Genomic DNA, 25961 nt, shown 5'->3' on the forward strand with positions numbered 1-25961 from the left:
CGGAGCCCTGCCGAGCGGGGCTCACGGCCCGTTCACTCCTCCACGAGGAGCTTCTCGCGGAGCTGCGCCAGCGTGCGGGCCAGCAGGCGGGAGACGTGCATCTGGGAGATGCCGACCTCCTGCGCGATCTGCGACTGGGTCATGTTGCCGAAGAAACGCAGCAGCAGGATCCGCTTCTCGCGCGGTGGGAGGTCCTCCAGCAGCGGCTTGAGGGACTCGCGGTACTCCACGCCCTCCAGCGCCTCGTCCTCGGCGCCCAGGGTGTCGGCGACCGCCGGTGACTCGTCGTCGGTGTCGGGGACGTCCAGGGACAGCGTGGAGTACGCGTTCGCGGACTCCAGACCCTCCAGGACCTCCTCCTCGGAGATGGCGAGCTTCTCGGCCAGCTCGTGGACCGTCGGGGAACGGCCGTGCAGCTGGGACAGCTCGGCCGTCGCGGTGGTCAGCGCGAGCCGCAGCTCCTGGAGCCGGCGCGGCACACGGACCGCCCAGCCCTTGTCGCGGAAGTGCCGCTTGATCTCGCCGACCACGGTCGGTGTGGCGTAGGTGGAGAACTCCACGCCACGCTCGGGGTCGAACCGGTCGACGGACTTGATGAGACCGATCGTGGCGACCTGGGTGAGGTCGTCCAGCGGCTCACCGCGGTTGCGGAACCGGCGTGCCAGGTGCTCCACGAGCGGCAGGTGCATACGGACCAGCTGGTTGCGCAGCTCCGCGTACTCCGTGCTGCCCGCCGGCAGCGCGCGCAGCTCGACGAACTTCGCCCGCGCCCCGCTGCGGTCCTGGGCGTCGTGCTGCACGGCCTGTACGGCCTCCGTGCCCAGCGCGTCGTCCTCGGCGTATCGCTCGTGCTCGCTCATCGTCCCGCCCGTAGCCCTTCCCCGAGCCCTGGCCCCCGCGCGGACGTCGGGTCCGGCGCCGCCGCGTGCCTTCGGTGGCGTGCCCGTGGCACCGTCACCGCCGACCCGCGCGGAGTCGTCCTCCGGATGCGGTCTGGCCTGCTCGGGGATGCCGTCGATGCCGTCCGCCATGCGCCGGGAACCGTCCCGGGGACCTGCCCCCGGGGTCTCGGCGTCGCCCGACCAGGAGGCACCCCCGTCCCCGGTCGGCAGCTCCCGTGTGCCGCGCTCTTCGTCCCGCACCGGCCCGTCCCCGTTCCTCACGCCGGCCCGGGGCCGGCGCCACGCTGTTTGTAGAGACTGATCGACACCGTCTTGTCCTCGTCCACGGCGGACGAGACCTTGCCCGCGAGGGCCGACAGCACGGTCCAGGCGAAGGTGTCCCGCGAGGGTGCGTGGCCGTCCGTGGTCGGCGCCGACACCGTGACTTCCAGTGAGTCGTCGACGAGCCGGAAGACACAACTGAGCACCGAGCCGGGCACGGCCTGCTGGAGCAGGATCGCGCAGGCCTCGTCCACGGCGATGCGCAGGTCCTCGATCTCGTCCAGGGTGAAGTCCAAGCGGGCCGCGAGACCGGCCGTGGCCGTCCGCAGCACCGACAGGTAGGCACCCGCAGCCGGCAGCCGGACTTCCACGAAGTCCTGGTTCGACGCGGGCTCGCCTGCGATCTGGGACACCCTCACCTCCATGGTGGTACAAGCTTTACGGGGCCGAGGGTCGCCCCCCGGGGTAACGCGTGAGTGGTTCAAGCGGTGACGCTATCGCGCTCCGAACGTTTCTGTCCCCGGGACCCCAACCCCCTGGCGTCACTCACAGTAAAGCTGTGGATACGCTCCGTGTCTAGGGGGTTCGCGGGCCCAAATGGGAAGAGCGCGCGCCGGGTTGACGTACCCAGACGTCAGACGCTCGAACCGTCGTGCGGCAGCCGCCGCATGCAGTGTCACACGAGAACACGGTCGGACGGGACGCTCTCGGGGAGAACGCTCAGACGAGTACGTGGTCCACGAAGCACCACCGCCAGTCCTCGCCGGGCTCGAACGTCCGCATCACCGGATGACCGGACTGCGCGTGGTGCTCCGTCGCGTGCCGTCCCGGCGAGGAGTCGCAGCAGCCGACGTGGCCGCAGGTGAGGCAGAGGCGCAGCTGGACGGGGTTCGTGCCGTCCCGCAGGCACTCCGGACAGGTCTCGTCGAGCGGCTTCGGTTCCGGGTGCGGCAGCGCGTCGGCGTGCGTGCACTGTTTCATGATTGCCAGATTACGACGGTTGTGCGGGTTGCCGCGCGAAAGATGAGGGTGGGCGAGGACCATGGACGTGATGCCGCTGCTGTTGCTGGTGGCGGGCAGTGCCGCGGTGGCCGCGGCGGCGCGGCGCACCCCGGCGCCGGCGCCCCTGCTGCTGGTCGCGGTCGGTCTGGCGGTCTCCTACATCCCCGGCGTGCCGTCCTACACCCTCGATCCGCACATCGTCCTGCCGCTGCTGCTGCCCCCGCTGCTGTACACGTCGGCGAGCGACAGCTCCTACCTCGACCTGCGGGCGCAGTTCCGGCCGGTGGCGCTGCTCTCGGTGGGATACGTGCTCTTCGCGACCGTCGTGGTCGGCTGGGTCGCGTACCTGATCGTCCCCGGGCTGCCGCTGCCCGCCGCGCTGGTGCTGGGCGCGGTGGTGGCGCCGCCGGACGCGGTCGCCGCCACGGCGGTCGCACGCCGGGTGGGCCTGCCGTCCCGGATCACCACCATCCTCCAGGGCGAGTCCCTGCTGAACGACGCCACGGCGATCACCGCCTACAAGGTGGCGCTCGGCGCAGCCGTCGGGGAAGGGGCCACCTGGGCGGGCGGCATCCGCGAGTTCGCGCTCGCCGCGGTCGGCGGTGTCGGGATCGGTCTCGTCCTCATGGCGCCCCTGCACTGGCTGCGCACCCACCTGACCGAGCCCCTCCTGCAGAACACGCTCTCCCTGCTCATCCCGTTCGTCGCCTACGCGGTCGCCGAGCAGGCGCACGCCTCCGGGGTGCTCGCGGTGGTGGTCGTCGCCCTCTACCTCGGCCACCGCGCGTGGGAGGTCGACTTCGCCACCCGTCTCCAGGAGGGCGCGGTGTGGAAGATGGTGGCCTTCGTGCTGGAGTCCGCGGTGTTCGCCCTGATCGGTCTGCAGCTGCCGATCGTCCTCAAACGGCTCGGGGAGTACGAGGGCACCTCCGCCGCCTGGTACGCCGTCGCCGTCTTCCTGGTCGTGGTGGTGGCCCGGTTCGTCTGGGTCTATCCGGCCACCTTCCTGCCCCGCCTCCTGTCGAGGCGTGTCACGGAGCGCGAACAGAACCCCACCTGGCGGGGCGCGATGGTCACCTCGTGGGCCGGCATGCGCGGCGTCGTCTCCCTCGCGATCGCCTTCTCCATCCCGCCGACCATGCCCGCGGGTCCGCGCAACCTGATCCTCTTCCTGACCTTCACCACCGTCATCGGCACCCTCGTCGTGCAGGGCGTGACGCTGCCGCCGCTGATCCGGCTGCTGAAGTTCCCCGGCCGCGACCGGCAGGCCGAGACGCTCGCCGAGGCCAACGCCCAGGCCCAGGCGTCCCGGGCCGCCGAGGCCCGGCTCGACGAACTCCTCGCCGACGAGCGCAACACCCTGCCCGAGCCGCTCGCCGACCGGCTCCGCATGGTCCTCGAGCGCCGCCGCAACGCCGTCTGGGAACGGCTCGGGCAGGTCAACCCGATCACCGGCGAGTCCGTCGACGACACCTACCGGCGGCTGTCCCGCGAGATGATCGGCGCCGAGCGCGAGGTCTTCGTCAGACTCCGCGACCTGCGCTACATCGACGACGAGATGCTGCGAGCCCTGCTCAGACGCCTGGACCTGGAGGAGGCGGCGGCCTACCGGGAGGCCGGTTAGGGTCTTCCGTTCGGCTCAGGCCGGGTCAGGGAACGGCCGTCCCGTGACGACGGCGGCGATCGTCGTCCCGCGCGCGAAGGCGTCCTCTTCCGCCAGGGCGGCCAGTCCGAACAGCAACTTGGCGACATAAAGACGCTCCACGGCCAGCCCGTGCCGCTGCTCGAAGTCCTGTGCGAACGCCTCCAGTTCCGGTGTCGTCCGGGCGTACCCGCCGCAGTGGAAACGGTCGTCCAGGGACCAGGTGCCGCTGCGGGCGCCGAAGGCACGTTCCTGCAGAGCCTGTACGTCGGCCTCCAGGAAGCCGCCCTTCAGCACCGGTACGCCGAGCGCGCGCTGGCCGGCCGCGAGTCCGGCGGCGAGGCCGGCGAGGGTGCCACCGGTGCCGCAGGCGACCGCGACGACGTCGGCCCGGCCGCGCAGTTCCGTGCCGAGGGCGCGGCAGCCGCGTACCGCCTCGGTGTTGCTGCCGCCCTCGGGCACGACGTACGCGTCCTCGGCGCCGGCCGCGCGCAGGATGCCGGCCAGGACCTCAGGTTCGCTCTTGCGGCGATATGTCGATCTGTCGATGAAGTGCAGCCGCATGCCGTCGGCCGCGCACCGGGCCAGGGACGGGTTGAGGGGGCGGCCGGCCAGCTCGTGGCCGCGGACCACACCGGTGGTCGGCAGGCCCAGCAGGCGGCCCGCGGCGGCGGTGGCCCGCAGGTGGTTGGAGTAGGCCCCGCCGAAGGTGACCAGGGCCCGACCGCGGGCCGCCGCGATGTTGGGCACCAGCTTGCGCCACTTGTTGCCGATCAACAGCGGGTGGATGAGGTCGTCCCGCTTGAGCAGCAGCCGCAGTCCGTGGCGCTCGAACCGGGGGTCCCGCACCTCGTGCAGGGGCGAGGGGAGGCGGGGGCTGAGCGGGCCGGGGCTGGTCACGGCTTCATTGTCGCCGGTGCGGGGGCCGGGCGGGGGCGGGGCCGCCCGCCGACGCGGGCAGGGGTGCGCCGAGCGATCCCAGGGGCGCGCGCAACCGCGCGACCGGCCACGGCGGACCCGTGGCCCGGGGGCGGACCCCACCGTCCGGCCACCGCTGGAGCCTTTCGTCTGGATCACGCCGGGCTCGCGGGATCGGGCCTGATCCAAGCGGAAGACCCTAGTCCTTCAGCCGCTCCCGCACCCGCTCCCGCAGCCAGGACATCCCGAAGCCCCGGGGGTCCACCTTCCCCGGCTGCCACTCCAGGTGGCCGATGACCGACCGTTCCGTCCATCCGTGGTGCCGGCACACCGCGGCGGCGACCCGCTCGATCGCCTCAAGCTGTTCGTCCGGCCACGGATCCTCCCCGTCGCCGAGGTTCTCGCACTCGAAGCCGTAGAAGTGCCGGTTGCCGTCGGTGTTCGCCTCGTTGTCCGGCGGCAGCCCCTTCTCGGCGATCACCGCGCGCAGCACCTCGTCGTCCCCGAGCCCGGCGTGGTTGGCGCGGCCGTAGCCGACCAGGTGGACCGTGCCGTCCTTGGTGATCACGCCGTGGCACAGCGGCCCCGGCAGGTCCGGGTGACCGTCCCGGCACAGCTCCACCGTGCGCGCGCCGCCCCGGGTCACCGTGTGGTGGATCATCACGCCGTGGACCGGCCCCCAGGGGCCCTTGTGATTGCGGTTGTGGTGCCGCCAGTCGCCGACCTCGACGACCGTGACGCCCTCCGCCCTGAGCGCGTCAAGGAAACCGCTCGCCGACATGGGTGGGGCCATGCCCGACTCCTTCGTGCCGTGCCCGTGCGGCCGCCGGGCGCGGCCACCGGATGTCCTGCCCGCTTCTACCCAAACCGGACGTCCCGCGACACTTCGTTCGTATGGTGTGCGAGCCGATCCGGACAGGCGGGCATGCCTCGCGAGCCGCGGCGAGATCGCCCATCGTGCCCAGTAATCCGATGATCCATTCCCGCTCTTTCGGGTAATGGCGCGGACACGCTCCGTGCTGGGACGCTCGATGCGAGACCGGTGCCCGGCGCACTTCGGCACCGGGCATACATGGGAGGGCATTTCTCTATGTCGGTAGGCGAAGAGGTCCGCACGGATCAGGGCAGGCCGCAGCAGTCCCTCGGGACGGCGGCCGCGCGGAACCTGGCCACCACCACCAAGTCCGTTCCGCAGATGCAGGAGATCAGCTCCCGCTGGCTGCTGCGCACGCTTCCCTGGGTGGACGTCCAGGGCGGCACGTACCGGGTGAACCGGCGCCTGACGTACGCCGTCGGCGACGGCCGGATCACCTTCGTGAAGACCGGCAACCAGGTGGAGGTCATCCCGAACGAGCTGGGCGAGTTGCCGGCCCTGCGGTCGTACGAGGACACGGAGGTGCTGACCGAGCTGGCCCGCCGCTGCCGGCAGCGCGACTTCGCGCCCGGCGAGGTGATCGCCGACTTCGGCAACCAGGCGGACGAGGTCTACCTGCTCGCCCACGGCCGGGTGGAGAAGGTCAGCACGGGTCCCTACGGCGACGACGCCGTCCTCGGTGTCCTCGCCGACGGCGCCTACTTCGGCGACCAGGCGCTGCTCGACCCGGAGGCGATCTGGGAGTACACCGTCCGTGCGGACACCTCGACCACGGTGCTGATCCTCAGCCGCCAGGACTTCCAGCAGGTCGCGGAGCGCTCCGACTCGCTGCGCGCGCACCTGGAACGGCTGCGCTCGATCCCCGCGCAGCGGACCAACAGGTACGGGGAGAAGGAGGTCGAGCTGGCGGCCGGCCACTCCGGCGAGCCCGACATCCCGCACACCTTCGTGGACTACGAGCCACGGCCGCGCGAGTACGAACTGAGCATCGCCCAGACCGTGCTGCGCATCCACTCGCGCGTGGCCGACCTCTACAACCAGCCGATGAACCAGACCGAGCAGCAGCTGCGGCTCACGGTCGAGGCGCTGAAGGAGCGCCAGGAGCACGAGCTGGTCAACAACCCGGAGTTCGGTCTGCTCAGCAACTGCGAGTACGACCAGCGGATCCAGCCGCACGACGGCGTGCCGAGCCCGGACGACCTGGACGAACTGCTCAGCCGCCGCCGCGGCACCAAGCTCCTGCTGGCCCATCCGCGCGCCATCGCCGCGATCGGGCGCGAGCTGAACAAGCGGGGACTGGTCCCGGAGACGATCGACATCGCCGGCAACCGCATCCCGACCTGGCGCGGGGTGCCGATCTACCCGTGCAACAAGATCCCAATCAGCGAGGCTCGTACGACCTCGATCATCGCCATGCGTACCGGCGAGGCCGACCAGGGCGTCATCGGCCTCAGGCAGTCCGGCATCCCGGACGAGATCGAGCCGAGCCTGTCCGTCCGATTCATGGGCATCAACGAGCAGGCCATCATCAAGTACCTGGTGACGGCGTACTACTCGGCCGCGGTCCTGGTGCCCGACGCGCTCGGCGTGCTGGAGAACGTCGAGATCGGCCGATGGAGGTGACGTTTCCGCACGTCGCGGCCGTGTCCCCGCCCCCCGGGGCGGGTAGGCCCTCGGGGTACGCGTCCGGCCGGGCCGGTGACGACGTACTCCGTGGTCCTGGTGAGGGGGAGGCATGGCCGAGTTCATGACGGAGACCGAACAGCGTTCCTCCGGGGTGTCGCGCCCCGGCACCCCGGAGGAGCCACCGGAGAAGGCCGGGGGTGGCGCCCCCGGTCCGCTCGAAGGACACGAGGCGCCGGTCCAGCTGGAGCGCGCCCGGAAGCTGGTCGACCCGGAGCTGCGCGCGGCCGTGGAGTCGCTGCCCGGCTCCATGTGCCGGATCGCGAGCTACCACTTCGGCTGGCAGCACGCCGACGGCGCCCCGGCGGCGGGCAACGCGGGCAAGGCGATCAGGCCCGCGCTCGTGCTGGCGGCCGCCGCCGCGCTGGGCGGTCCGGCGGCCCGGGCGGCGGCCGTCCGGGCGGCGGCGGCGGTCGAACTGGTCCACAACTTCACGTTGTTGCACGACGACGTGATGGACCGGGACACCACCCGCCGCCACCGGCCGACGGCGTGGACCGTGTTCGGCGACGCCGACGCGATCCTCGCCGGGGACGCCCTCCAGGCGCTGGCCCTGCGGCTGCTCGCCGAGGATCCGCACCCGGCCTCCGTGCCGGCCGCGGCCCGGCTCGCGGCCTGTGTCGTGGAGCTGTGCGAGGGCCAGCACGCCGACACCGACCTGGAGCGGTGCGCGCCGGACGCGGTCACCCTGGACGAGGTGCTCGCGATGGCCGAGGCCAAGACCGGCGCGCTGCTGGGCTGTGCCTGCGCGCTCGGCGCGCTGTACGCGGGCGCGGGCGAGGAGGAGGTGGCCGCGCTGGACGGCTTCGGCCGGCAGGCCGGGCTCGCCTTCCAGCTCATCGACGACGTCATCGGCATATGGGGAGACCCGCGGCACACCGGCAAGCCGGCCGGCGCGGATCTCGCCGCCCGCAAGAAGTCCCTGCCGGTGGTGGCGGCGCTCACCTCCGGCACTCCGGCGGCGGCCGAGCTCGCCGCGCTGTACGGGACGCCGTACCGCGAGGAGGAGGCGGAGGCCGGCGAGATCGCGCGTACCGCGCTGGCGGTGGAGCGGGCCGGCGGCCGGGACTGGGCGCAGGCCGAGGCGGCCGACCGGATGGCCCGGGCCATGCAGGAGCTGGCCCGCGCCGTTCCCGACCCGGAGGCGGCGGGCGGTCTGCTGGCGCTCGCCGAGTTCGTGACCCGGCGCACCAGCTGAGGGCCGCCCGTCCCGGCGGCCGAGCAGAACCCGGAGCCCCCAGGCCCGTGCGGCTCCTGACCCCGTACGGTCATCGGGAGGCTCCGGCCAGGCGGCCCCCGCACACCCCGACGGTGTGCGGGGGCCGCCGATCCTCCCCGCACGGGCCTCGGGGCCGCCGCGGCAAGGAGCGCCGGGGGCGCCACCGCTCTACCCTGAGGGCATGGACAGCGAGGGCCACGCCTGTCCCGTCTGCGGACAGCCCGTGGAAACGGTCGTCAAGCGGCACAAGACCCTGGGCGCCTGGGTGCCGGTCTGGGGCCCTGGGCCCTGCCGCAACCCCGGCTGCGCGACGTACGAGGAGAGCGGTCCCCGGGCCGCCGGGCAGCAGCGTTCCGCCGGTGCCGAGGCCCGGCCGGGCGGCGGCAACGGTCCGCAGGGCCCGCCGGTGGCGGGCACCGGGAGCAGCGCCGTCTGAGCGCCCAGGGGGGCGGGGGCGCCGTAGCGTGGGCGCATGCCGAAACTGCCGTACATCCTGCACATCACCGAGCGCTCCCTGTGGGAGGCGGCGCGTGCGCGCGGCTCCTACGAGATGTCCACCAGGGGCCGCAGCCTCCAGGAGGAGGGCTTCATCCACTGCTCCACCCGTGAGCAGCTCCCGCGTATCGCCGACTTCCTCTACGGCGGCTACGACGGCCCGGACGAGCTGGTCGTGCTGGTCGTGGACCCGGCGCGGGTCGGGGCTCCGGTGAGGTACGAGTCCGCGGAGCCGGGCGGGGAGGAGTTCCCGCACGTGTACGGGCCCGTACCGCCCGAGGCGGTGGTGGACGTGGAGCCCTGGGACCGGCACCGGGGGCCGGGGCGGGAGGCGGGGAAGGCCGACCACTGACACACCGCCTGTCCCGCGTGGCGGTCAGCCGGCGCCGGCGCCCCGACCACGGTGACCACCGCCGGCCGGCGGCCCGCCCGTCCGTCCGGTCATCGGCCCTGCCCGGACTCCCCGGATGACGATCCGCTGGACGTACGCCTTCGCCGACCGACCGGCCGGCCGCGCGCCTCGCCGACGCGTGCGCCTTCCGGGCGGCCGTCACCGGCACCCGGCTCTCCGCGTCCCGTGGCGAGCACGGCGATTGGGCCGTACTGCGCTCTCCGGCGGGGCAGGCGTTCTGCGCCGTGCCCTGGCACGGGGAGACGGTACGGCCGCCGGTGGTCTCCGGCAGCCGTCCGGACCAGGTGTGCCTGGGCGTCCCGCCGTCCCGGTAAGACGCCGAGTGCGCGTTCCGGCCCGCGCTGACCGGATGGGCGCGGCACGAGCAGCCGGGCGACGCGCGGCGGGAGCGCAGCGGCCGGAGTCCAGCGGCCGGAGTCGGCGCGGAGTCGGCGGGCGGGGTTCAGCCCGTGGGGCGTTCGATGAAGCGGAGCTGGTTGCCGGCCGGGTCGCGGAAGGCGCAGTCGCGCACCCCGTACGGCTGGTCCATCGGCTCCTGGAGGACGTCGGCGCCGGACTCGCGGACCCGCTCGTACAGCGCGTCGCAGTCCGGCGTGGTGAAGATGACGCCGCGCAGCAGGCCCTTGGCGAGGAGTTCGTTGAGCGCCTGCTTGTCGGCGGGGGAGGCGTCCGGGCTCGCGTCCGGCGGCTCCAGGACGATCTCCACGTCGGGCTGGAGCGGGGAGCCCAGGGTCACCCAGCGCATCCCCTCGAAGCCCACGTCGTTGCGGATCTGAAGGCCGAGCACGTCGCGGTAGAAGGCGATGGCCTTGTCGTGGTCGTCCACGGCGAGGAAACACTGCGCGAGTTTCACGTCCATGGACCCACCCTAGGACCGGGCGGCGGGATCGCGCCTCAGTACGGGCGGCGGCGCGGCCGGGTCAGCCTGCGGGCCACACAGGGCGGGATCGCCGCGGTCTCCTCGTGGTCGCGGGCCCGGTAGGCGCTCGGCGTCTCGCCGACCAGCTCGGTGAACCGGGAGCTGAAGGAGCCGAGCGAGGTGCAGCCGACGGCGAGGCACACCTCGGTCACGCTGAGGTCGCCCCGGCGCAGCAGGGCCTTGGCCCGTTCGATCCGCCGGGTCATCAGGTAGCTGTACGGCGTCTCCCCGAACGCCTTGCGGAAGCTGCGCTGGAAGTGGCCGGGGGACATGAGGGCGTCACGGGCCAGCTCGGTCATGTCGAGCGGCTCGGCGTACTCGCGGTCCATGCGGTCGCGCACGCGCCGCAGCCGTCTCAGGTCCTCCAGGGCGGTCACCCGATCAGCTTCGCACGGACGCGTCACGCAGTGCCGGGAAAAGACCGCACCCGGTCCGTCAGGACGCCGTGAAGGCGGCCTGGAGGCCGGGTGCGGGCGGGAAATCGCCGAGGTTAGGGGAACCTCGGTCAGAAGGCGCGGGACGAGCTCAGGCCTTCTTGGTCTCCCAGAAGATCTTGTCGATCTGGGCGATGTAGTCCAGCGCCTTCTGGCCCGTGGCCGGGTCGGTGGACGCCTTGGCGGCCGAGAGGGCCTTCAGGGTGTCGTTGACCAGCTGGTGCAGCTCCGGGTACTTCTCGAAGTGCGGGGCCTTGAAGTAGTCGCTCCAGAGCACGGAGACGTGGTGCTTGGCCAGCTCCGCGCGCTGCTCCTTGATGACGGTGGCACGCGTCTGGAAGTGGGGGTCGTCGTTACCGGCCATCTTCTCCTGGACGGCCTTCACCGACTCCGCCTCGATGCGGGCCTGGGCCGGGTCGTACACGCCGCAGGGCAGGTCGCAGTGTGCGCTGACCTTGACCTTGGGGGCAAACAGGCGGGAAAGCATGGAGCATTCCTTCCTCGTGATCGTCTTCTCAGGTGCGACATTACTCCCTGTGGAAGGCGATTTCTCGGGTGCCCCCTAGGGCTTAGGACAAAAGTCCAGGGTGAGACTGAGACTGGTGGAGGAACGGACCGGGGAGGTGCCGGGGATGCCGGAGCTGTCGCAGGAGACCGAACGGGGGAGGGCCGGGGCGCCCTTCGGGCTGGCCGAGGTGACCGGCCCGTCGATGGTGCCCACGCTGCACCACGGGGACCAGTTGCTGGTGCGGTACGCAGGTGTGGTCAGGCCCGGGGACGTCGTGGTCCTGCGTCACCCGTTCCAGCAGGACCTGCTGGTCGTCAAGCGGGCCGTGGAGCGCCGCGAGGGCGGCTGGTGGGTGCTCGGCGACAACCCGTACGCCGGCGGGGACAGCACGGACTACGGGGTCGTGCCCGAGGAGCTGATCCTCGGGACGGCCAGGTTCCGCTTCCGCCCGCTGCGGGCCGGTCAGCGCTCGCCGCTGGCGCTGCTGCGCTGGGCGCTCTCGGCGGCGAGGCCGCTGCTGCCCGACCGGTCGGCCTCCAGGCGCTTGCGGGCGCGGTAGGCCGCGACGTTGGCGCGGGTGGCGCAGCGGTCGGAGCAGTAGCGGCGGGAACGGTTGGTCGAGGTGTCCAGGTAGGCGTTGCGGCACGGGGCGGCCTCGCACAGGCCGAGCCGGTCGACGCCGTACTCGGTGAGGTGGAAGGCCAGGCCCATCGCCGCGATCGCCGCGTAGCCGGCGGTGGCGTTGGACGGGTGGTCGGCCAGGTGCATGTGCCACAGCGGGCGGCCGTCCTCGTCGCGGTGGTCGTGCCCGGAGATCTGCGGGCTGACCGGGAACTCCAGCAGCAGGGAGTTCAGCAGGTCCACGGCCAGGGTCTCGTCGCCCTGGTCGGCGGCCTCGAAGACCCCGCGCAGCCGGGCCCGGACCGAGCGGAAGCGCGTGACGTCGGCGTCGGTGGCGCGGCGGGCCGCGGAGCCGTTGTCGCCGAAGAGATCGCGGACGGCCTCGACCGTGGTCAGGGTGTCCCTGCCCCGGGCCGGTTCCTCGCTGTTGACGAGACGTACGGCGTAATCCGAGTAATAGGCCAGTTCCACTTGTAGTCCTTACGGAGGCGCTTTATCGTCGGGTCTGCGGTCGGGTAACAGCCGGTCGTGCTTCCAGGGTATTACGCGAACCGAGGGGAGTCGGGATTCCATGACGACGAGTACCGGGACCGACTGGGCGGCCTGGCAGGAGAGCTGGGACCGGCAGCAGGAGTGGTACATGCCGGACCGTGAGGAACGGTTCCGGATCATGCTCGACATGGTCGAGGCGCTCGTGGGCACCGCCCCCCGCGTGCTGGACCTCGCGTGCGGCACCGGCAGCATCACCGCCCGGCTGCTGCGCCGCTTCCCCGACGCCACCAGCACCGGCGTCGACCTCGACCCCGCGCTGCTCGCCATCGCCCACGGCACCTTCGCCGGCGACGACCGGGTCACGCTCGTGACCGCCGACCTGAAGGACCCCGACTGGCCGGCCGCGCTGCCGTACGACTCCTACGACGCCGTACTGACCGCCACGGCCCTCCACTGGCTGCACAGCGAACCCCTCGCGGCCCTCTACGGTCGGGTCGCGGGGCTGGTCCGCGACGGCGGTGTCTTCATGAACGCGGACCACATGATCGACGACACCACGCCCCGGATCAACGCGGCCGAGCGCGCCCAGCGCCGCGCCCGCATGGATCAGGCCAAGCGGGACGGCGCCCTGGACTGGGCCGACTGGTGGCGGCTGGCCGCCCAGGACCCGGTCCTCGCCGAGCCGACCGCCCGCCGCTTCGAGATCTACGGCGAACACGCGGACGGCGACACGCCGTCGGCGGCGTGGCACGCGCGCACGCTGCTCGCCCGGGGCTTCGCCGAGGCCCGGCCGGTGTGGTGCTCGCCCTCGGACACGCTGCTCCTCGCCGTCAAGTAGCCGGAACGCGGCACGCGCAAGGGGCGGTACGAGAACTCGTACCGCCCCTTCCCGCGCACGCCCGGAGCGGCGGCCTCAGAGCACCTTGGACAGGAACGACTGCGTCCGCTCGTGCTGAGGGTTCGTCAGGACGTCCCGCGGGTGGCCGGATTCCACCACCACACCGTCGTCCATGAACACCAGGCTGTCGCCCACCTCGCGGGCGAAGCCCATCTCGTGGGTGACGACGACCATGGTCATGCCGGACTCGGCGAGGTCTCGCATGACGTCCAGGACGTCACCGACCAGCTCCGGGTCCAGGGCCGAGGTCGGCTCGTCGAACAGCATCAGCTTCGGGTCCATCGCCAGCGCCCGGGCGATCGCCACGCGCTGCTGCTGGCCGCCGGAGAGCTGGGAGGGGTAGTGTCCGGCCCGGTCGGCCAGGCCCACGCGCTCCAGCAGCTGCATGGCACGTTCCCTGGCCTGCGCCCGGTTCGCGCCCTTGACCTGCACCGGCGCCTCCATGACGTTCTCCACGGCCGTCATGTGCGGGAACAGGTTGAAGCGCTGGAAGACCATGCCGATGTCCCGGCGCTTCATCGCGACCTCACGGTCGCGCAGCTCGTACAGCTTGTCGCCCTGCTGGCGGTAGCCGACCAGCTCACCGTCGACGTACAGCCGTCCGGCGTTGATCTTCTCCAGGTGGTTGATGCACCGCAGGAAGGTCGACTTGCCGGAACCGGAGGGGCCGATGAGGCAGAACACCTCGCCCGGCTTGACCTCCAGGTCGATGCCCTTGAGCACCTCGACGTGGCCGAAGGACTTGTGGACGTCCTGCGCCCTGACCATCGGGACGGTGCCCTCGGCCGGGGTGCCCTGACTCTTGCTCAGCTTGTCGGTCATGCCATGCCTCCCTTGGGCCGGCCCAGGGAGAGCATGTTGGTCCTCACCTTCTGCCACGGCGTCGGCGGCAGCTGGCGGCTGGAGCCGCGGGCGTAGTACCGCTCGATGTAGTACTGGCCGACGCTCAGCACCGAGGTCATGATCAGGTACCAGGCCGCGGCGAGGAAGTACATCTCCACCGGGGCACCGGAGTTCTGGCCGATGTCCTGGGCGTAGCGGAACAGCTCGGGATACTGGACGGCCGCCACGAGCGAGGTCGTCTTCAGCATGTTGATCACTTCGTTGCCCGTCGGCGGCACGATCACGCGCATCGCCTGCGGGATGACCACCCGGCGCAGCGTCTTGCCGTGGCTCATGCCCAGCGCGTGGGCCGCCTCGGTCTGGCCCTCGTCCACCGCCAGCAGGCCCGCCCGGCAGATCTCCGCCATGTACGCCGCCTCGTTCAGGCCCAGGCCGAGCAACGCCGTCAGCAGCGGCGTCATGAAGTTCGACCAGTAGTCCTTGTAGAACGGCATCAGGTTGATGTACTCGAAGACCAGGCCGAGGTTGAACCAGAGGAACAGCTGGACCAGGACCGGGGTGCCGCGGAAGAACCAGATGTAGAACCAGGCGATGGACGAGGTCACAGGGTTCTTCGACAGCCGCATCACCGCGAGGACGATGCCGCCGACGATGCCGATCAGCATCGACAGCACCGTCAGCAGGAGGGTCTTGCCGACACCGGTGAGGATGCGGTCGTCGAAGAAGTAGTCCGGCACCGCGTGCCAGTTGATCCGGCCCTGGCCGAACGCGTAGACGATCGCGACGAGGAGCGCGATCGCGATGACGGCGGAGACATAACGTCCGTAGTGCCGGACCGGGATGGCCTTGATGGCCTCCGCGCCGGCCGGGGGCGTGTCCACCGGCCCCGCCGTCTTGTCGATGTCAGTCACGGGAATTGCCTCTCAGTGGCCGCTTGCCGCCGCGGGTCACTTGCCGCCGTTGATCACGGACTCCTTGACGGCGCCGTCCTGGGCGCCCCACTTCTCGAGGATCTGCTGGTACTCGCCGTTCTTGATGATCGCGTCCATCGCGGCCCGGAGCGCGTCGCGCAGCTGGGTCTCCTTCTTGGAGACCGCGATGCCGTACGGCGCCGCCTCGACCTGGTCGCCGACGATCTCGAAGTCCTTGCCGCCGCCGGAGGTCTTCACCGCGTACGCCGCCACCGGGAAGTCCGCGGACACGGCGTCCGCGCCGCCGGAACGCAGCCGGGTCTGGGCCTGCTGGTTGTCGTCGAAGGCCTCGATGGCCAGCTTCTTGCCGCCCGGACACTTCTTGGCCTGCTGCTTGGCCAGGTCCTCCGAGGTGGTGCCGCGCTGGACGGCGAGCTTCTTGCCGCACAGGTCGTCCCAGGACGTGATGCCCTTGGTGTCGCCCTTGCGGGTGTATATGGAGACACCGGCGGTCAGGTAGTCGACGAAGTCGACGCCCTCACCGACCTTCTTGCCGGTGTCCGGGTCGACGCCCTCCTGACGGTTCTTGTTGTCCGTCATGGCCGACATGGCGATGTCGTAGCGGTCCGAGCGCAGACCGGTGAGCAGGGCGTCGAAGGTGCCGTTCTGGAAGTCGAAGGTCACCCCGAGCTGCTTGCCGAGGGCCGCCGCCAGGTCGGGGTCCAGTCCGACGACCTTGCCGGCGGAGTCCTTGTACTCCACCGGTGCGTACGCGATGTCGGAACCGACCCTGATCTTGCCCTTGGTCCGGATGTCCTGGGGGAGCTTGTCGGCGAGCGGGGCGCTGCCGGCGGAGGCGCTGCCGGAGTTCTCGTTCTTGTCCTTGGTCTGGTCACCGCAGCCGGTGATCAGCAGGGCCCCTGCGACCGCGATCGCACCGGCCGCGGCCAGACGGGAGCGCGCTGCGGTCGTACGACGGGTGGAGCTTGCGGTCATCGTGGTTCCTCCGGCGGATGGGAAGAGTTGCCGATGGGTCGACGGAAACACACACCTTCGGGTGTCGCGACCTCGTGGGTTTACGGCATCTTGCCATTCGGTCTGCGCCATTCAGGGGCGTCGCTATGTCAAAATCGGATAACGGGTGACCCTCGAACCGCATCAGGTCGGTACATCCTTGGTCCATCACCACCGAACCATCTGCGGGAATCCGGCACTCCGGCCGCAAAATCTTCAGCGTGTCTCAAGGTGCGGTCACTCCCCGCCCGCCCCATCGGTCGGCCTTGGGCGTTTTCGGGCCATTCCGGTCCGCCGGTCGCGCGTCATCCGCGTGTCGTCTTCCGGTTCCGCGATGTGACCTTGCACCTAATGGACTCGTCGCGGGCGCCGTCCGTCCGGTAAGAAGGTTCTTTACACCCCTCATCCGGGGCTCAGGGCGCGTGTGCGGCGCGCCCGTCGCGTATGAGCTCGTACGTATCCGCAATCGAGCCGTACGCGGTGCCCGCCCACCCCTCACCAGGAGTGGTCGACCCTCAAACCATGCATACCTAAGGGGTAAAACAAAGTGGCAGCGGAGATCGTCAATCCTCGCAGCGACGGCACAACGGACCAGGACGGCGGGGCGGAGCCCCTCGATTCCTTCGATCCGGCGTTCGCGCTGCACCGCGGCGGCAAGATGGCCGTGCAGGCCACCGTGCCGGTCCGCGACAAGGACGACCTTTCCCTCGCGTACACGCCCGGCGTCGCTCGCGTGTGCACCGCGATCGCGGAAACGCCGGAGCTGGTCAACGACTACACATGGAAGTCCAACGTGGTCGCCGTCGTCACCGACGGTACGGCCGTGCTCGGACTCGGGGACATCGGTCCCCAGGCTTCCCTCCCCGTGATGGAGGGCAAGGCGATCCTGTTCAAGCAGTTCGGCGGTGTCGACGCGGTGCCGATCGCGCTCGACTGCACCGACGTGGACGACATCGTCGAGACCGTCGTCCGGCTCGCTCCCTCCTTCGGCGGAGTGAACCTGGAGGACATCTCGGCGCCGCGGTGCTTCGAGATCGAGCGCCGGCTCCAGGAGCGCCTGGACATCCCGGTCTTCCACGACGACCAGCACGGTACGGCCGTCGTCACGCTGGCGGCGCTGCGCAACGCGGCGCGGCTCAGCGGGCGCGAGATCGGTCAGCTGCGGGCCGTCATCTCCGGCGCCGGCGCGGCCGGTGTCGCCATCGCCAGGATGCTGGTCGAGGCCGGCATCGGTGACGTGGCGGTGGCCGACCGCAAGGGCGTCGTGTCGGCCGACCGGGAGGACCTGACCCCGGTCAAGCGCGAACTGGCCGGCTTCACGAACAAGGCCGGTGTCACCGGCCCGCTGGAGGACGCGCTCGCGGGCGCCGACGTCTTCATCGGCGTCTCCGGCGGTACGGTGTCCGAGGACGCCGTCGCCTCCATGGCCGAGGGCGCCTTCGTGTTCGCGATGGCCAACCCGGACCCGGAGGTCCACCCGGACGTGGCGCACAAGTACGCCGCGGTCGTCGCCACCGGGCGTTCGGACTTCCCGAACCAGATCAACAACGTGCTGGCCTTCCCCGGGATCTTCGCGGGCGCGCTCCAGGTGCGGGCCACGCGGATCACCGAGGGGATGAAGATCGCCGCCGCCGAGGCGCTGGCCTCGGTGGTCGGTGACGATCTCGCCGCCGACTACGTGATCCCGTCCCCGTTCGACGAGCGGGTCGCTCCCGCCGTCACGGCGGCGGTCGCCGCCGCCGCGCGGGCCGAGGGTGTGGCTCGCCGGTGACGTCGCGCTGAGCGGCGTTCCGCAGTACTGAACGGCCCTGTCCGTGTGGACGGGGCCGTTCCTTCGGTCCGGCGCCCGCCCGTCCGGGGGCCGGACGGTGCCGTCCCGGGTGCCGGTGGGCATGCGCCGCACGGGTGCCGGTCGCGCAAGAGGGCATGTGTCACAGGGGGTCCTGGTTCCGCCGGCCGCACCGCGCCCCTATCGTCGGCAGCATGTTCGCTGTCTACGCCGCCCGAATCGACCGCGACCAGCCGCTCACCGGCCTCGAGTTGGGGGAGCGCCCGGCTCCCGAGGCCCGTCCCGGCTGGAGCACCGTCACGGTACGGGCCGCTTCCCTCAATCACCACGACCTCTGGTCCCTGCGGGGCGTCGGCCTCCCGGAGGACCGGCTGCCCATGATCCTCGGCTGTGACGCCGCCGGGGTCGACGCGGACGGCAACGAGGTCGTCCTGCACTCCGTCATCGGCCAGACCGGCCACGGCGTCGGCCCCGCCGAGCCGCGCTCCATCCTCACGGAGCGGTACCAGGGCACCTTCGCCGAACAGGTCGCCGTGCCGACCTGGAACATCCTGCCCAAGCCGAAGGAACTGTCGTTCGCCGAGGCGGCCTGTCTGCCGACCGCCTGGCTGACGGCGTACCGGATGCTGTTCACCAACGCCGGGGTACGGCCCGGTGACTCGGTCCTCGTGCAGGGCGCGGGCGGCGGTGTCGCCACGGCCGCGATCGTCCTCGGCAAGGCCGCCGGGCTGCGGGTCTTCGCCACCAGCCGGGACGAGGCCAAGCGGAAGCGGGCCCTGGAGCTGGGCGCGGTGGAGGCCGTGGAGCCCGGGGCGCGGCTGCCGCAGCGGGTGGACGCCGTCATCGAGACCGTGGGCGCCGCCACCTGGTCCCACTCCGTGAAGTCCCTGCGGCCCGGCGGGACGCTCGTCATCTCCGGCGCCACCAGCGGGGACCGGCCCTCGCACGCCGAGCTGACCCGGATCTTCTTCCTCGAACTGAAGGTCGTCGGCTCCACCATGGGCACCAAGGACGAGCTGGAGGACCTGCTCGCCTTCTGCGCCGCGACGGGGGTGCGACCCGTCATCGACGAGGAGCTGCCGCTGGACCGGGCCCGGGAGGGCTTCGAACGGCTGGCTTCCGGGGAGCAGTTCGGAAAGATCGTGCTGACCAACTCCTGAGCTTTCGCGGGCTGTCGGGCTGTCGGGCCGTCGAGCCGAGGAGTGGAAAGGCGGGTCCGGGGTGCCGGGCCCGCCTTTCTCGTGGCATGGCTGTCAACTAGGGTTGACGCCTGCCGGATGTCAACTTAGATTGACAGCATGAGTGAGGCAACCGATCTCGCCGAGCGCGCCGGTGACCGTGATCCACGGGTCGGGCTGCGGGCCGTGGCCGCGCTGCGCCGGCTGCTGGAGCAGCTGGAGGCGGTACAGGTGCGCAGCGCGCGCAATCAGGGCTGGTCGTGGCAGGAGATCGCCGCGGAGCTGGGTGTCAGCAGGCAGGCCGTGCACAAGAAGTACGGGAGGCATTGATGTTCGAGCGGTTCACCAAGGACGCCCGGGCGGTGGTCGAAGGGGCGTACGCGCACGCGGAGGGCGACGGGGCGCGGTCCGTGGACGCCGAGCACCTGCTGCTCGCGCTCCTCGACCGGGAGGGCAGCCGGGCGTCCTTCGCGCTGTCCGCCCTCGGGCTCGCGGAGCCGGAGGCACGGGAGCGGGTGCGGCGCGATGTGCGGGAGGCCCGGCGGCGGGCCGGGCTGACCCGGGCCGACGCGGACGCGCTGGCCGGGCTGGGGATCGATGTGTCGCAGATCGTGGCGCGGGTGGAGGAGGTGCACGGCGTCGGGGCGATGTCCGGTGACCGGGGGCGGGGCACGGGCCGGGCGGGGTGGTCGTCGGGCGGGCGGCGGCCCGGCTTCGGCCGCGGGGCCAGGGGGGTGCTGGAGCGGGCGTTGCGGGTCGCGCTGGCTCGGCGTGACCGGGGGATCGGGGACGAACACCTGCTGCTGGCGCTCACCGTGCTGCCGGGCGTGGCGGGGGAGGTGCTGGCCGATCACGGGGTGACGTTCGAAGGGGTGTCGCGGGTGTGCCCGGCGGCTCGGTCGGCTGCGGGCTGAGCGCGTCGGCCGCGCCCCGGGGGGTTGTTCTCTCACCGCCCGTCCGGCTCGGCCGGCCAGGAGGCGGCTCCCGCGGGGCTTCGCCCCGGACCCCGGATGCTTTGCCACCTGTCCGTCCGGCTCGGCCGGCTTCGAGGTCAGCGCCCGGGGTTCCGGTTCAGGCCGCGGGTGTTCTCCCGTCGGCCCGTCCGGCTCGGTCGGCCGGGAGGTGGGCCCCGCGGGGGTTCGCCCCGGACTCCGGATGCTTCGCCACCTGTCCGTCCGGCTCGGCCGGCTTCGAGGTGAGCGCCCGGGGTTCCGGTTCAGGCCGCGGGTGTTCTCCCGTCGGCCCGTCCGGCTCGGTCGGCCGGGAGGTGGGCCCCGCGGGGGTTCGCCCCGGACTCCGGGGCGTCAGGGCTTGGGGGTGTGGAGCAGGGCTGCGATGTGGGCCGCCGCCGTGGAGAGGTGGTGGCGGGCCTCGCGGAGTTGGGCGGGGGTGATGCCGTGGTCGCGGGCCGCGTCGCGGATGTCGTCGCGGAAGCGGTCCAGCAGGCGGTCGAGGTCGCGGGCCGGGTCGCCGGTGGTGTCCTGTTCGTGGGCCCAGGCGGGCTCGTAGTCGGCGGGGAAGTCCTCCCTGGGGGAGGTGTGATGCGGTTCCTCCCCGGGGCGGCCGAAGGTCCGGTCCCGGCCGAAGCCCTTGCCGAAGTCCTTCCCGAAGTCCCCGAGCTCCTTGGCCAGTTCCGTCAGGCCCTCGCGGACGCCGGTCGGCCAGTCGCCGCGCGTGAAGTGGTCCTGGACCCGGCGGGCGATGCGCTGCATCTCCTCCTGCGCCTGGGCCCGCGCCCGCGCCTGTGCCTCCTGGGCCTGACGGCGGGCCCGCTCGGCCTCCTCGCGGGCCCGGCGGCTCTCGTCCTTGGCGCGCCGCGCCTGCTCCTTCCACTCCTGCTTGACCCGGCGCATCTCCTCCTTGGCGGTCTTCCAGGCCTCCTTCTCGCCCATCTCCCCGGGCTCCCCGAAGGGGTACCCGGCGCCGGAAGCCTTGGTGCCACGGCGGGCCTCGGAGGTGGCGGCGCGCACCTCGCGGCGCAGGTCACCGGCCGCGCCGCGCACGTCGGCCCTCATCTCGGCGGCGAGTTCCGCGACCGACTCGCGGATCTCCAGCTCCAGGTCGGCCAGCTCGCCGCTGCGGTCGGCGAGTTCGGCGCGGCCCGCGTCCGTGATGGCGTACACCTTGCGGCCGCCCTCGGTGGTGTGCCGGACCAGGCCCTCCGCCTCCAGCTTGGCCAGGCGGGGGTAAACCGTGCCCGCCGAGGGGGCGTAGAGACCCTGGAAGCGCTCCTCGAGCAGCCTGATCACCTCGTAGCCGTGACGCGGGGCCTCGTCGAGCAGCTTGAGCAGGTACAGGCGGAGGCGGCCGTGGGCGAAGACGGGAGGCATGTCAGAGCACCTTCTTGTCGGTCGTGCCGTCGGCCGGGCCGCCGGTGGAAGGGCCGGCACCGAAAGTGCCGTCGGTGCCCCCGGTGTCGTCCTGGCCGGAGACGGAATTGTCTCGCGGGGTGCCGGGGGAGTGATCGGCCGGGTGGGGTCCGGCGTCCGGGAACGTGTCCTCGTCGTCGTCCCGGGGCGGGCGGCGCAGCAGGGCGATCGAGCCGGAGACCGTGGTGGCCCGCAGTTTGCCGGTGCCGGCGCCGAGACGGCCGGTGATCTTGTGCGCGCCCCACTGGCCGCGCACCCGCAGTCCGTCGAACGCGTTGGAGATCGTGCCGCTCGCGGTGTTCGCCTCCACCTCGGCGTCGGCCGGGTGCGGCAGACGGATGGCGATCTCGCCCGAGACGCTGGTGAGACCGATGTCCGTGGGGCCGTCCGGGTCCAGGTCCACGATCATGGAGCCGCTGACGGTGTCGGCGCGCACGGAGGAGCCGGAGCCCTCGACCACGGTCAGGTCGCCGGAGACCGAGTTGTACCGCAGGTCGCCGGTGACCGCCTGGGCCTCCAGGTTCCCCGAGACGGTGTCCGCGCGGACCGGGCCCGAGACGCCGACCAGGGTCGTGTCGCCGGTCACTCCCCTGATCACCGCCGGGCCGCGGATGCCGGAGACGACTGCCGCGGCACCGACCACGCCCACCTCCACGCGCGTGTCGGCGGGCACCGCGAGGGAGACGACGGCGCTGCGGCGCCAGCCCTTGCGGTCGAGCCACTTGAGGAAGCCCTTCCAGGGCAGGTCCTCGTAGGCCACGGTGAGGGTGGTGCCGTTCCGGGTGACGATCAGGGGCGGGCCTTCCAGTTCGGAGACCTCCAGGCGGGCCGGGCCCTCGTCCGTGCCCACCACGTTCACCGTGCCGTTGACGATGCGGACCTGGAGGTCGTGCAGGGGGGCGTCGAAGGTCAGCTTCTGGGGTTCGGTGACGGACCACTCGGGCATGGGGCCTCCTCGGCCGGGCGGGGCACGTGTCAGGACACGCCATATCGCGTTCTCCGATATTCACGATATATCGTGGCCGTCGGAAGTCAAGGCGCTCTTCCGGGGGACGTCCCGGCGGCGGCATAGGCTGGTGGGAGTTGTTGTCAGGCTGATGTATCTGCTGGAGATGGGCACCGATGTACTTCACCGACCGCGGTATCGAGGAGTTGGAGAAGCGGCGTGGCGAGGAAGAGGTCACCTTCGAGTGGCTGGCGGAGCAGTTGCGCACGTTCGTGGACCTGAACCCGGACTTCGAGGTGCCCGTGGAGCGTCTGGCCACCTGGCTCGCCCGGCTCGACGACGAGGAGGACGAGTAGCGCGCGGGGGATGAGCGGGACGAGGGCCTGGGCGAGGCCGGCGGGGTGACAGGGGCGAGCGTGTGGGACGGGGGGGCGTTCGCCGGCCGTATCCCCCGCCGGCTCCCCTCTTCCCCTCCCCCTCTCCCTCCCCGGGAGTTAGCCTTCTCCTCCCATCGGCGAACGGGGGCGTCATGGCTGGAGGAATCGAACGCGTGCGCCTGGACGACGGAACCGTGGTCTGGGCCAGGATCGGCGCCGCCGCCGAGGAGGCGCTGGACGAGGGCGGCTACTGGGACACCGGGCTCGGCGACCGGGTCATCGACATGGCCGGGGGGCTGGCCGGCACGGTCGGTGGCGTCGTGCGCTCCCTGCGCGCCGGTCTGGACACACCGGCCCCCGTCGAGGTCTCCGTCAGCTTCGGTATCGAACTGACGGCGCAGTCCGGCAAGATCGTGAGCGCCATAGCCGAGGGCGGTGGCACGTCCTCCCTCACCGTGTCCCTGACCTGGACCGAACCGGCCACGACGGCGGGCGGCGCGGACCCCGCGACGACGGGCGGCACGGTCGTACCGCCGCAGTCCCCGGCCCCCGGGGCCGTATGAGCGCCTTCGACGAGATGGTGCGCCCCTCCCTCGCGCGCATCGGCGCACCGGGTGACGGGTATGCAACGGACCGTGACTCGTACTGGGGGTCGGGGTTCTTCATAGCCCCGGGCTGGCTGTTGACCTGCGCCCACGTCGTGGGAAAGGGGGGAGCCGCGGTGTGCCGAGGGGAGAGCGCCCTGAGCGTGACCTGGCAGGAGCGCACCGCCGACGGCGCCTGGCAGCCGCGCGGCGGCACCGGGACGGCCGTCGTCGTCGCGCCCCGTCCCGAGCCCGGACGGCCTGCCCCCGACCCGTGGCCGTTCCCCGACCTCGCGCTCGTCCGGGTGACCGGCGCCGACGCGGTGCGCTGCCTGTGGCTCGGCGACCGGGAGGCCGGCCCGCTCACCCCGCTCGGGCTCTACGGCTGGTCGGTGCAGACCGGCGAGCTGGGCATCCGGCAGGGCAGCGGCGAACTCGCCGGGTCCGACGCCCGCGCGCTGCTGCTCACCGGCATCCTCCCCATCGGCGGACTCTCCGGCGGGCCGGTGCTCGACCTGCGGCACGGCTCCGTCATCGGCGTGATCAAGGGGCGCCGGCGGGAGGAGGGCGTCGCCGTACCGGTCACCGCGCTGTACGAACTGCTGGACTCGCGCGAGTCCGGGCGCGCGGTGCGCGAGGTGCTGCGCGCCCACGACCTCCATCACGCGAGCCTCCTCGGCGCCCCCTCGCCCTACCCGCACTGGACCGCCGTCCAGGCCACCCTGGCCGGGCACGCGCCGTCCGTCTCCGGCGTCACCACGGAACTGCGCACCCGGCTCTACGGCCATCTCGCGCACCTGCCGCCGCCCGCCGGGGCGGGTGAGGTCGTCCACCTCGTGGAGGACGTGAAGGAGCAGGTGCGGGGCGAACGGCTGCCGTCGCTGATGCTGCGGAACGTCCGCACCTGGCGCGAGGGCGCCGCGCTGCTGTACGGCCTGCGCATGCTCGACCCCGGCGGCGGTGGAACGCTGGTCGACCTGGACGCCGTACTGCTGTACGCCGCCCGGGTCGCCCGCCGGACCGCGGGTGAACACGGGGGGAGGTGGAGACGGGCCGGCTGCGGGCGTTCACCGAGTGGATAGCCGGGCAGGCCGCCGGCCACCGGCACTGGGCGGTCGGCAAGGCCATCGGCGCGTTGCTGGAGGGCGCCGAGACCGGCGCGATGTCCGGCAGCCGGCCCGGCGGCCAGCCAGGCGGCATGTCCGGTGGTCCCTGTGGCCCCTCCGGCGGAGTGCCCGTGTCGAACGGAGCGGTCGTGACCCCGGCGCAGGACGTGGCGGCGCAGAGCGCAGAGGTGGACGTGCCGACGCCGGTCGGAGCCGTCGACGCGCCGTCAGCCCTCGACGCGCCACCCACCCCCGGTCCGTCTGCCGCCCTCGACGCGCCACCAACCTCCGGTCCGTCTGCCGCCCTCGACGCGCCACCAACCTCCGGTCCGCCTGCCGCCCTCGACGCGCCACCCACCCCCGGTCCGTCTGCCGCTCCCGACACACCGGCGACCCTCGGCGCACCCTTCGCCGTCGACGCGCCGTCAAGCCTCGACGGTCTGGCCGCCGTTGACCCGCCGCCCACGGTCCAGTGCCCCGGCACCGCGTCGCTCACCGGACCGGCGGCCCGGCCGCACGTCACCATCCCCTCCCTCCGCGCCCCTTCCGCCGACACCCGTACCGACGTCCTCGTCAAGATCGGCCCGGCCACCTACGGCCGGCACCCCTGGAGCGTGCAGCTGATCTACGGCGGGCAGGACGTCACGCCGGTCGACGGGGACGACCGGGGCGCGCGAGCCGAGGAGTTGGCGCTGGTGTTGCGCGAGCCGTTGGCCAAGGCGCTGAACCAGGGGGACCACGGGGAGCATCTCGCCGCGATCGAGGTCTTCCTGCCCCGCAAGCTGTTCGACCTCCCCGTGGACGACTGGCAGTTGTTCCCCGGCCCGCGCGCCGCCACGGCCGGCCAGGCGGTGGAGGACGTCGGGGACGTCGAGGACGTCGAGGACGACGAGGACGACGACTTCGTGGACGAGCGGGCCCTGCCGCTCGGGATGCGGCGGACCGTCGTCGTCCGGGACATCCGGCGCAACGGCCTGCCGCCCTCACCGGAGTGGCGCCGCCGCTGGAAGGGCGTCGCGCGCGGCCCCCTCGTACACGGGACGCTGCACGGGCGGCCGGCCGACGAGGGGCATCCGCCCGGTGCCCGGGCCGGGGGCCGGTTCCCCTACTACGGCGCCCTGTCGGCGATGAGCGACGCGTCCGTGCCCGTCTACTGCGGTCCCGTCGGCAGCGGCGAGGGCTACGCGGCGATGCGGGACGCGCTGCGGTCCGGGCACGCGGTGGTGCTCTGGCGCCGCGACCTGCACGACCACGACGAGTGCGGGGACTTCCACCGGCAGGCCGCCGACCTGCTGGGGCTCGCCGGGCACGCGGACGGGCTGCACGGTCCGGTCCGCGATCTGCGCATCCGCCTGGCCGACCCGGAGACCGCCCGGGCGCACGGCCTGCGCGGCAAGATAGCCGTGCTGGTCGACCCGCCGCCGGACCGGACGCCGTACGGGACGGAGAGCATGCGGCCGCCGCCGCTGGCCGCGCCCGGCGGCTGACCCGCCGACGGCCCGCCGCTCCCGGTGGACGTCCCGTCAACTCCACGGATTCGTACGGCTGTTCGCGGGGAGGGGGA

General features: G+C 72.3%; 29 protein-coding genes. 15 read left to right on the top strand and 14 right to left on the bottom strand.

Annotated features, from left to right (window positions below):
- Positions 1–32: 32 nt before the first annotated feature.
- From LG395_RS12155 to LG395_RS12165, 3 genes are all read right to left on the bottom strand, one after another.
- Positions 33–1142 (bottom strand): RNA polymerase sigma factor SigF, encoded by a 1110-nt coding sequence (locus LG395_RS12155; protein ID WP_225809355.1) that lies wholly within the window; start codon positions 1140–1142, stop codon positions 33–35.
- 17 nt (positions 1143–1159) lie between these two features.
- On the bottom strand, positions 1160–1576 hold the full coding sequence (locus LG395_RS12160; protein WP_171152933.1) for an ATP-binding protein: 417 nt from the start codon (positions 1574–1576) through the stop codon (positions 1160–1162).
- Between the two features lie 307 nt (positions 1577–1883).
- Positions 1884–2144 (bottom strand): UBP-type zinc finger domain-containing protein, encoded by a 261-nt coding sequence (locus LG395_RS12165; RefSeq protein ID WP_171152931.1) that lies wholly within the window; start codon positions 2142–2144, stop codon positions 1884–1886.
- A 61-nt stretch (positions 2145–2205) separates the two neighbouring features.
- Here LG395_RS12165 and LG395_RS12170 point away from each other — a divergent pair, with 61 nt between their 5' ends.
- Complete coding sequence (locus LG395_RS12170) at positions 2206–3789, top strand: Na+/H+ antiporter (protein WP_171152929.1); 1584 nt, start codon at positions 2206–2208, stop codon at positions 3787–3789.
- A gap of 15 nt (positions 3790–3804) precedes the next feature.
- Here the strand turns inward: LG395_RS12170 and LG395_RS12175 are convergent, their stop codons facing one another.
- Positions 3805–4707 carry a 1-aminocyclopropane-1-carboxylate deaminase/D-cysteine desulfhydrase gene (locus tag LG395_RS12175; RefSeq protein ID WP_225809356.1) on the bottom strand — a complete coding sequence of 301 codons (903 nt, stop codon included), beginning with the start codon at positions 4705–4707 and terminating at the stop codon, positions 3805–3807.
- A gap of 217 nt (positions 4708–4924) precedes the next feature.
- Positions 4925–5518: an N-acetylmuramoyl-L-alanine amidase gene (locus LG395_RS12180; RefSeq protein ID WP_171152926.1), complete on the bottom strand. Its 594-nt coding sequence runs from the start codon at positions 5516–5518 to the stop codon at positions 4925–4927.
- A gap of 297 nt (positions 5519–5815) precedes the next feature.
- Here LG395_RS12180 and LG395_RS12185 point away from each other — a divergent pair, with 297 nt between their 5' ends.
- The 4 genes from LG395_RS12185 to LG395_RS12200 all read left to right on the top strand — a co-directional run bounded on the left by LG395_RS12185 (position 5816) and on the right by LG395_RS12200 (position 9348).
- The gene (locus LG395_RS12185) at positions 5816–7222 is read left to right on the top strand and encodes a family 2B encapsulin nanocompartment shell protein (RefSeq protein ID WP_171152925.1); all 1407 of its coding nucleotides are present in this window, start codon (positions 5816–5818) and stop codon (positions 7220–7222) included.
- A 112-nt stretch (positions 7223–7334) separates the two neighbouring features.
- Positions 7335–8480 (top strand): family 2 encapsulin nanocompartment cargo protein polyprenyl transferase, encoded by a 1146-nt coding sequence (locus LG395_RS12190; RefSeq protein ID WP_225809357.1) that lies wholly within the window; start codon positions 7335–7337, stop codon positions 8478–8480.
- 202 nt (positions 8481–8682) lie between these two features.
- On the top strand, positions 8683–8937 hold the full coding sequence (locus LG395_RS12195) for a hypothetical protein (protein WP_225809358.1): 255 nt from the start codon (positions 8683–8685) through the stop codon (positions 8935–8937).
- A 36-nt stretch (positions 8938–8973) separates the two neighbouring features.
- Positions 8974–9348 carry a DUF952 domain-containing protein gene (locus tag LG395_RS12200; protein ID WP_171152920.1) on the top strand — a complete coding sequence of 125 codons (375 nt, stop codon included), beginning with the start codon at positions 8974–8976 and terminating at the stop codon, positions 9346–9348.
- Positions 9349–9850: 502 nt separating this feature from the next.
- On the opposite strand, the gene LG395_RS12210 is transcribed toward LG395_RS12200, so the two are convergent.
- From LG395_RS12210 to sodN, 3 genes are all read right to left on the bottom strand, one after another.
- Positions 9851–10267, bottom strand: coding sequence for a VOC family protein (locus LG395_RS12210; RefSeq protein ID WP_171152918.1), 417 nt, complete (start codon positions 10265–10267; stop codon positions 9851–9853).
- A 35-nt stretch (positions 10268–10302) separates the two neighbouring features.
- Positions 10303–10704: a helix-turn-helix transcriptional regulator gene (locus tag LG395_RS12215; protein WP_171152916.1), complete on the bottom strand. Its 402-nt coding sequence runs from the start codon at positions 10702–10704 to the stop codon at positions 10303–10305.
- Positions 10705–10852: 148 nt separating this feature from the next.
- Entirely contained in the window at positions 10853–11248 is a 396-nt protein-coding gene (gene sodN, locus LG395_RS12220; protein ID WP_171152914.1) for a superoxide dismutase, Ni, read from the bottom strand.
- Between the two features lie 145 nt (positions 11249–11393).
- On the opposite strand from sodN, the gene sodX reads away from it, so the two are divergent.
- Positions 11394–11828, top strand: coding sequence for a nickel-type superoxide dismutase maturation protease (gene sodX / locus LG395_RS12225; protein WP_171159704.1), 435 nt, complete (start codon positions 11394–11396; stop codon positions 11826–11828).
- On the opposite strand, the gene LG395_RS12230 is transcribed toward sodX, so the two are convergent.
- Positions 11732–12361 carry a CGNR zinc finger domain-containing protein gene (locus LG395_RS12230; RefSeq protein ID WP_171152912.1) on the bottom strand — a complete coding sequence of 210 codons (630 nt, stop codon included), beginning with the start codon at positions 12359–12361 and terminating at the stop codon, positions 11732–11734. The genes sodX and LG395_RS12230 overlap by 97 nt on opposite strands.
- Positions 12362–12461: 100 nt before the next feature.
- Here LG395_RS12230 and LG395_RS12235 point away from each other — a divergent pair, with 100 nt between their 5' ends.
- The gene (locus tag LG395_RS12235) at positions 12462–13220 is read left to right on the top strand and encodes a class I SAM-dependent methyltransferase (RefSeq protein WP_171152911.1); all 759 of its coding nucleotides are present in this window, start codon (positions 12462–12464) and stop codon (positions 13218–13220) included.
- Between the two features lie 75 nt (positions 13221–13295).
- Here LG395_RS12235 and LG395_RS12240 read toward each other — a convergent pair whose 3' ends face one another.
- The 3 genes from LG395_RS12240 to LG395_RS12250 are packed head-to-tail and all read right to left on the bottom strand — an operon-like array spanning position 13296 to position 16030.
- Positions 13296–14102, bottom strand: coding sequence for an amino acid ABC transporter ATP-binding protein (locus LG395_RS12240; RefSeq protein WP_308071239.1), 807 nt, complete (start codon positions 14100–14102; stop codon positions 13296–13298).
- Positions 14099–15034 (bottom strand): amino acid ABC transporter permease, encoded by a 936-nt coding sequence (locus LG395_RS12245; protein ID WP_225809359.1) that lies wholly within the window; start codon positions 15032–15034, stop codon positions 14099–14101. The genes LG395_RS12240 and LG395_RS12245 overlap by 4 nt, the downstream gene beginning before the upstream one ends.
- Positions 15035–15070: 36 nt before the next feature.
- Positions 15071–16030 carry an ABC transporter substrate-binding protein gene (locus LG395_RS12250; RefSeq protein WP_171152908.1) on the bottom strand — a complete coding sequence of 320 codons (960 nt, stop codon included), beginning with the start codon at positions 16028–16030 and terminating at the stop codon, positions 15071–15073.
- A gap of 565 nt (positions 16031–16595) precedes the next feature.
- Between LG395_RS12250 and LG395_RS12255 the strand changes: the two genes are divergently transcribed.
- From LG395_RS12255 to LG395_RS12270, 4 genes are all read left to right on the top strand, one after another.
- On the top strand, positions 16596–17819 hold the full coding sequence (locus LG395_RS12255) for an NAD(P)-dependent malic enzyme (protein WP_171152906.1): 1224 nt from the start codon (positions 16596–16598) through the stop codon (positions 17817–17819).
- Between the two features lie 212 nt (positions 17820–18031).
- Complete coding sequence (locus LG395_RS12260) at positions 18032–18997, top strand: zinc-binding dehydrogenase (protein WP_171152904.1); 966 nt, start codon at positions 18032–18034, stop codon at positions 18995–18997.
- 138 nt (positions 18998–19135) lie between these two features.
- Positions 19136–19345, top strand: coding sequence for a helix-turn-helix domain-containing protein (locus LG395_RS12265; protein ID WP_014674937.1), 210 nt, complete (start codon positions 19136–19138; stop codon positions 19343–19345).
- The gene (locus LG395_RS12270; RefSeq protein ID WP_225809360.1) at positions 19345–19929 is read left to right on the top strand and encodes a Clp protease N-terminal domain-containing protein; all 585 of its coding nucleotides are present in this window, start codon (positions 19345–19347) and stop codon (positions 19927–19929) included. Before LG395_RS12265 ends, LG395_RS12270 begins: the two co-directional genes overlap by 1 nt.
- Before the next feature lie 390 nt (positions 19930–20319).
- Here LG395_RS12270 and LG395_RS12275 read toward each other — a convergent pair whose 3' ends face one another.
- Together LG395_RS12275 and LG395_RS12280 are read right to left on the bottom strand one after the other, a co-directional pair.
- Complete coding sequence (locus LG395_RS12275; RefSeq protein WP_225809361.1) at positions 20320–21345, bottom strand: PadR family transcriptional regulator; 1026 nt, start codon at positions 21343–21345, stop codon at positions 20320–20322.
- Position 21346: 1 nt separating this feature from the next.
- Complete coding sequence (locus LG395_RS12280) at positions 21347–22330, bottom strand: DUF4097 family beta strand repeat-containing protein (RefSeq protein ID WP_225809362.1); 984 nt, start codon at positions 22328–22330, stop codon at positions 21347–21349.
- Positions 22331–22506: 176 nt separating this feature from the next.
- Here LG395_RS12280 and LG395_RS12285 point away from each other — a divergent pair, with 176 nt between their 5' ends.
- From LG395_RS12285 to LG395_RS41145, 4 genes are all read left to right on the top strand, one after another.
- Complete coding sequence (locus tag LG395_RS12285) at positions 22507–22686, top strand: DUF6104 family protein (RefSeq protein ID WP_014674941.1); 180 nt, start codon at positions 22507–22509, stop codon at positions 22684–22686.
- A 173-nt stretch (positions 22687–22859) separates the two neighbouring features.
- Complete coding sequence (locus LG395_RS12290) at positions 22860–23270, top strand: CU044_2847 family protein (RefSeq protein ID WP_225809363.1); 411 nt, start codon at positions 22860–22862, stop codon at positions 23268–23270.
- Positions 23267–24373, top strand: coding sequence for a S1 family peptidase (locus LG395_RS12295; protein WP_225809364.1), 1107 nt, complete (start codon positions 23267–23269; stop codon positions 24371–24373). The genes LG395_RS12290 and LG395_RS12295 overlap by 4 nt, the downstream gene beginning before the upstream one ends.
- Positions 24334–25884, top strand: a complete 1551-nt coding sequence (locus LG395_RS41145) for a VMAP-C domain-containing protein (RefSeq protein ID WP_308071240.1) — start codon at positions 24334–24336, stop codon at positions 25882–25884. Before LG395_RS12295 ends, LG395_RS41145 begins: the two co-directional genes overlap by 40 nt.
- Positions 25885–25961 lie beyond the last annotated feature (77 nt).

It is taken from the genome of Streptomyces spinosus (genome assembly GCF_020400655.1).
Classification (GTDB): domain Bacteria; phylum Actinomycetota; class Actinomycetes; order Streptomycetales; family Streptomycetaceae; genus Streptomyces; species Streptomyces argyrophylli.

Coding starts and splice junctions, on each gene's coding strand:
- LG395_RS12235 (WP_171152911.1), top strand. CDS start 12,462: ATGACGACGAGTACCGGGACCGACTGGGCGGCCTGGCAGGAGAGCTGG.
- LG395_RS12180 (WP_171152926.1), bottom strand. CDS start 5,518: ATGGCCCCACCCATGTCGGCGAGCGGTTTCCTTGACGCGCTCAGGGCG.
- LG395_RS12165 (WP_171152931.1), bottom strand. CDS start 2,144: ATGAAACAGTGCACGCACGCCGACGCGCTGCCGCACCCGGAACCGAAG.
- LG395_RS12200 (WP_171152920.1), top strand. CDS start 8,974: ATGCCGAAACTGCCGTACATCCTGCACATCACCGAGCGCTCCCTGTGG.
- LG395_RS12185 (WP_171152925.1), top strand. CDS start 5,816: ATGTCGGTAGGCGAAGAGGTCCGCACGGATCAGGGCAGGCCGCAGCAG.
- LG395_RS12285 (WP_014674941.1), top strand. CDS start 22,507: ATGTACTTCACCGACCGCGGTATCGAGGAGTTGGAGAAGCGGCGTGGC.
- LG395_RS12240 (WP_308071239.1), bottom strand. CDS start 14,102: ATGACCGACAAGCTGAGCAAGAGTCAGGGCACCCCGGCCGAGGGCACC.
- LG395_RS12195 (WP_225809358.1), top strand. CDS start 8,683: ATGGACAGCGAGGGCCACGCCTGTCCCGTCTGCGGACAGCCCGTGGAA.
- LG395_RS12260 (WP_171152904.1), top strand. CDS start 18,032: ATGTTCGCTGTCTACGCCGCCCGAATCGACCGCGACCAGCCGCTCACC.
- LG395_RS12210 (WP_171152918.1), bottom strand. CDS start 10,267: ATGGACGTGAAACTCGCGCAGTGTTTCCTCGCCGTGGACGACCACGAC.
- sodX (WP_171159704.1), top strand. CDS start 11,394: ATGCCGGAGCTGTCGCAGGAGACCGAACGGGGGAGGGCCGGGGCGCCC.
- LG395_RS12190 (WP_225809357.1), top strand. CDS start 7,335: ATGGCCGAGTTCATGACGGAGACCGAACAGCGTTCCTCCGGGGTGTCG.
- LG395_RS12275 (WP_225809361.1), bottom strand. CDS start 21,345: ATGCCTCCCGTCTTCGCCCACGGCCGCCTCCGCCTGTACCTGCTCAAG.
- LG395_RS12170 (WP_171152929.1), top strand. CDS start 2,206: ATGGACGTGATGCCGCTGCTGTTGCTGGTGGCGGGCAGTGCCGCGGTG.
- LG395_RS12290 (WP_225809363.1), top strand. CDS start 22,860: ATGGCTGGAGGAATCGAACGCGTGCGCCTGGACGACGGAACCGTGGTC.
- sodN (WP_171152914.1), bottom strand. CDS start 11,248: ATGCTTTCCCGCCTGTTTGCCCCCAAGGTCAAGGTCAGCGCACACTGC.
- LG395_RS12280 (WP_225809362.1), bottom strand. CDS start 22,330: ATGCCCGAGTGGTCCGTCACCGAACCCCAGAAGCTGACCTTCGACGCC.
- LG395_RS12295 (WP_225809364.1), top strand. CDS start 23,267: ATGAGCGCCTTCGACGAGATGGTGCGCCCCTCCCTCGCGCGCATCGGC.
- LG395_RS12265 (WP_014674937.1), top strand. CDS start 19,136: ATGAGTGAGGCAACCGATCTCGCCGAGCGCGCCGGTGACCGTGATCCA.
- LG395_RS12270 (WP_225809360.1), top strand. CDS start 19,345: ATGTTCGAGCGGTTCACCAAGGACGCCCGGGCGGTGGTCGAAGGGGCG.
- LG395_RS12250 (WP_171152908.1), bottom strand. CDS start 16,030: ATGACCGCAAGCTCCACCCGTCGTACGACCGCAGCGCGCTCCCGTCTG.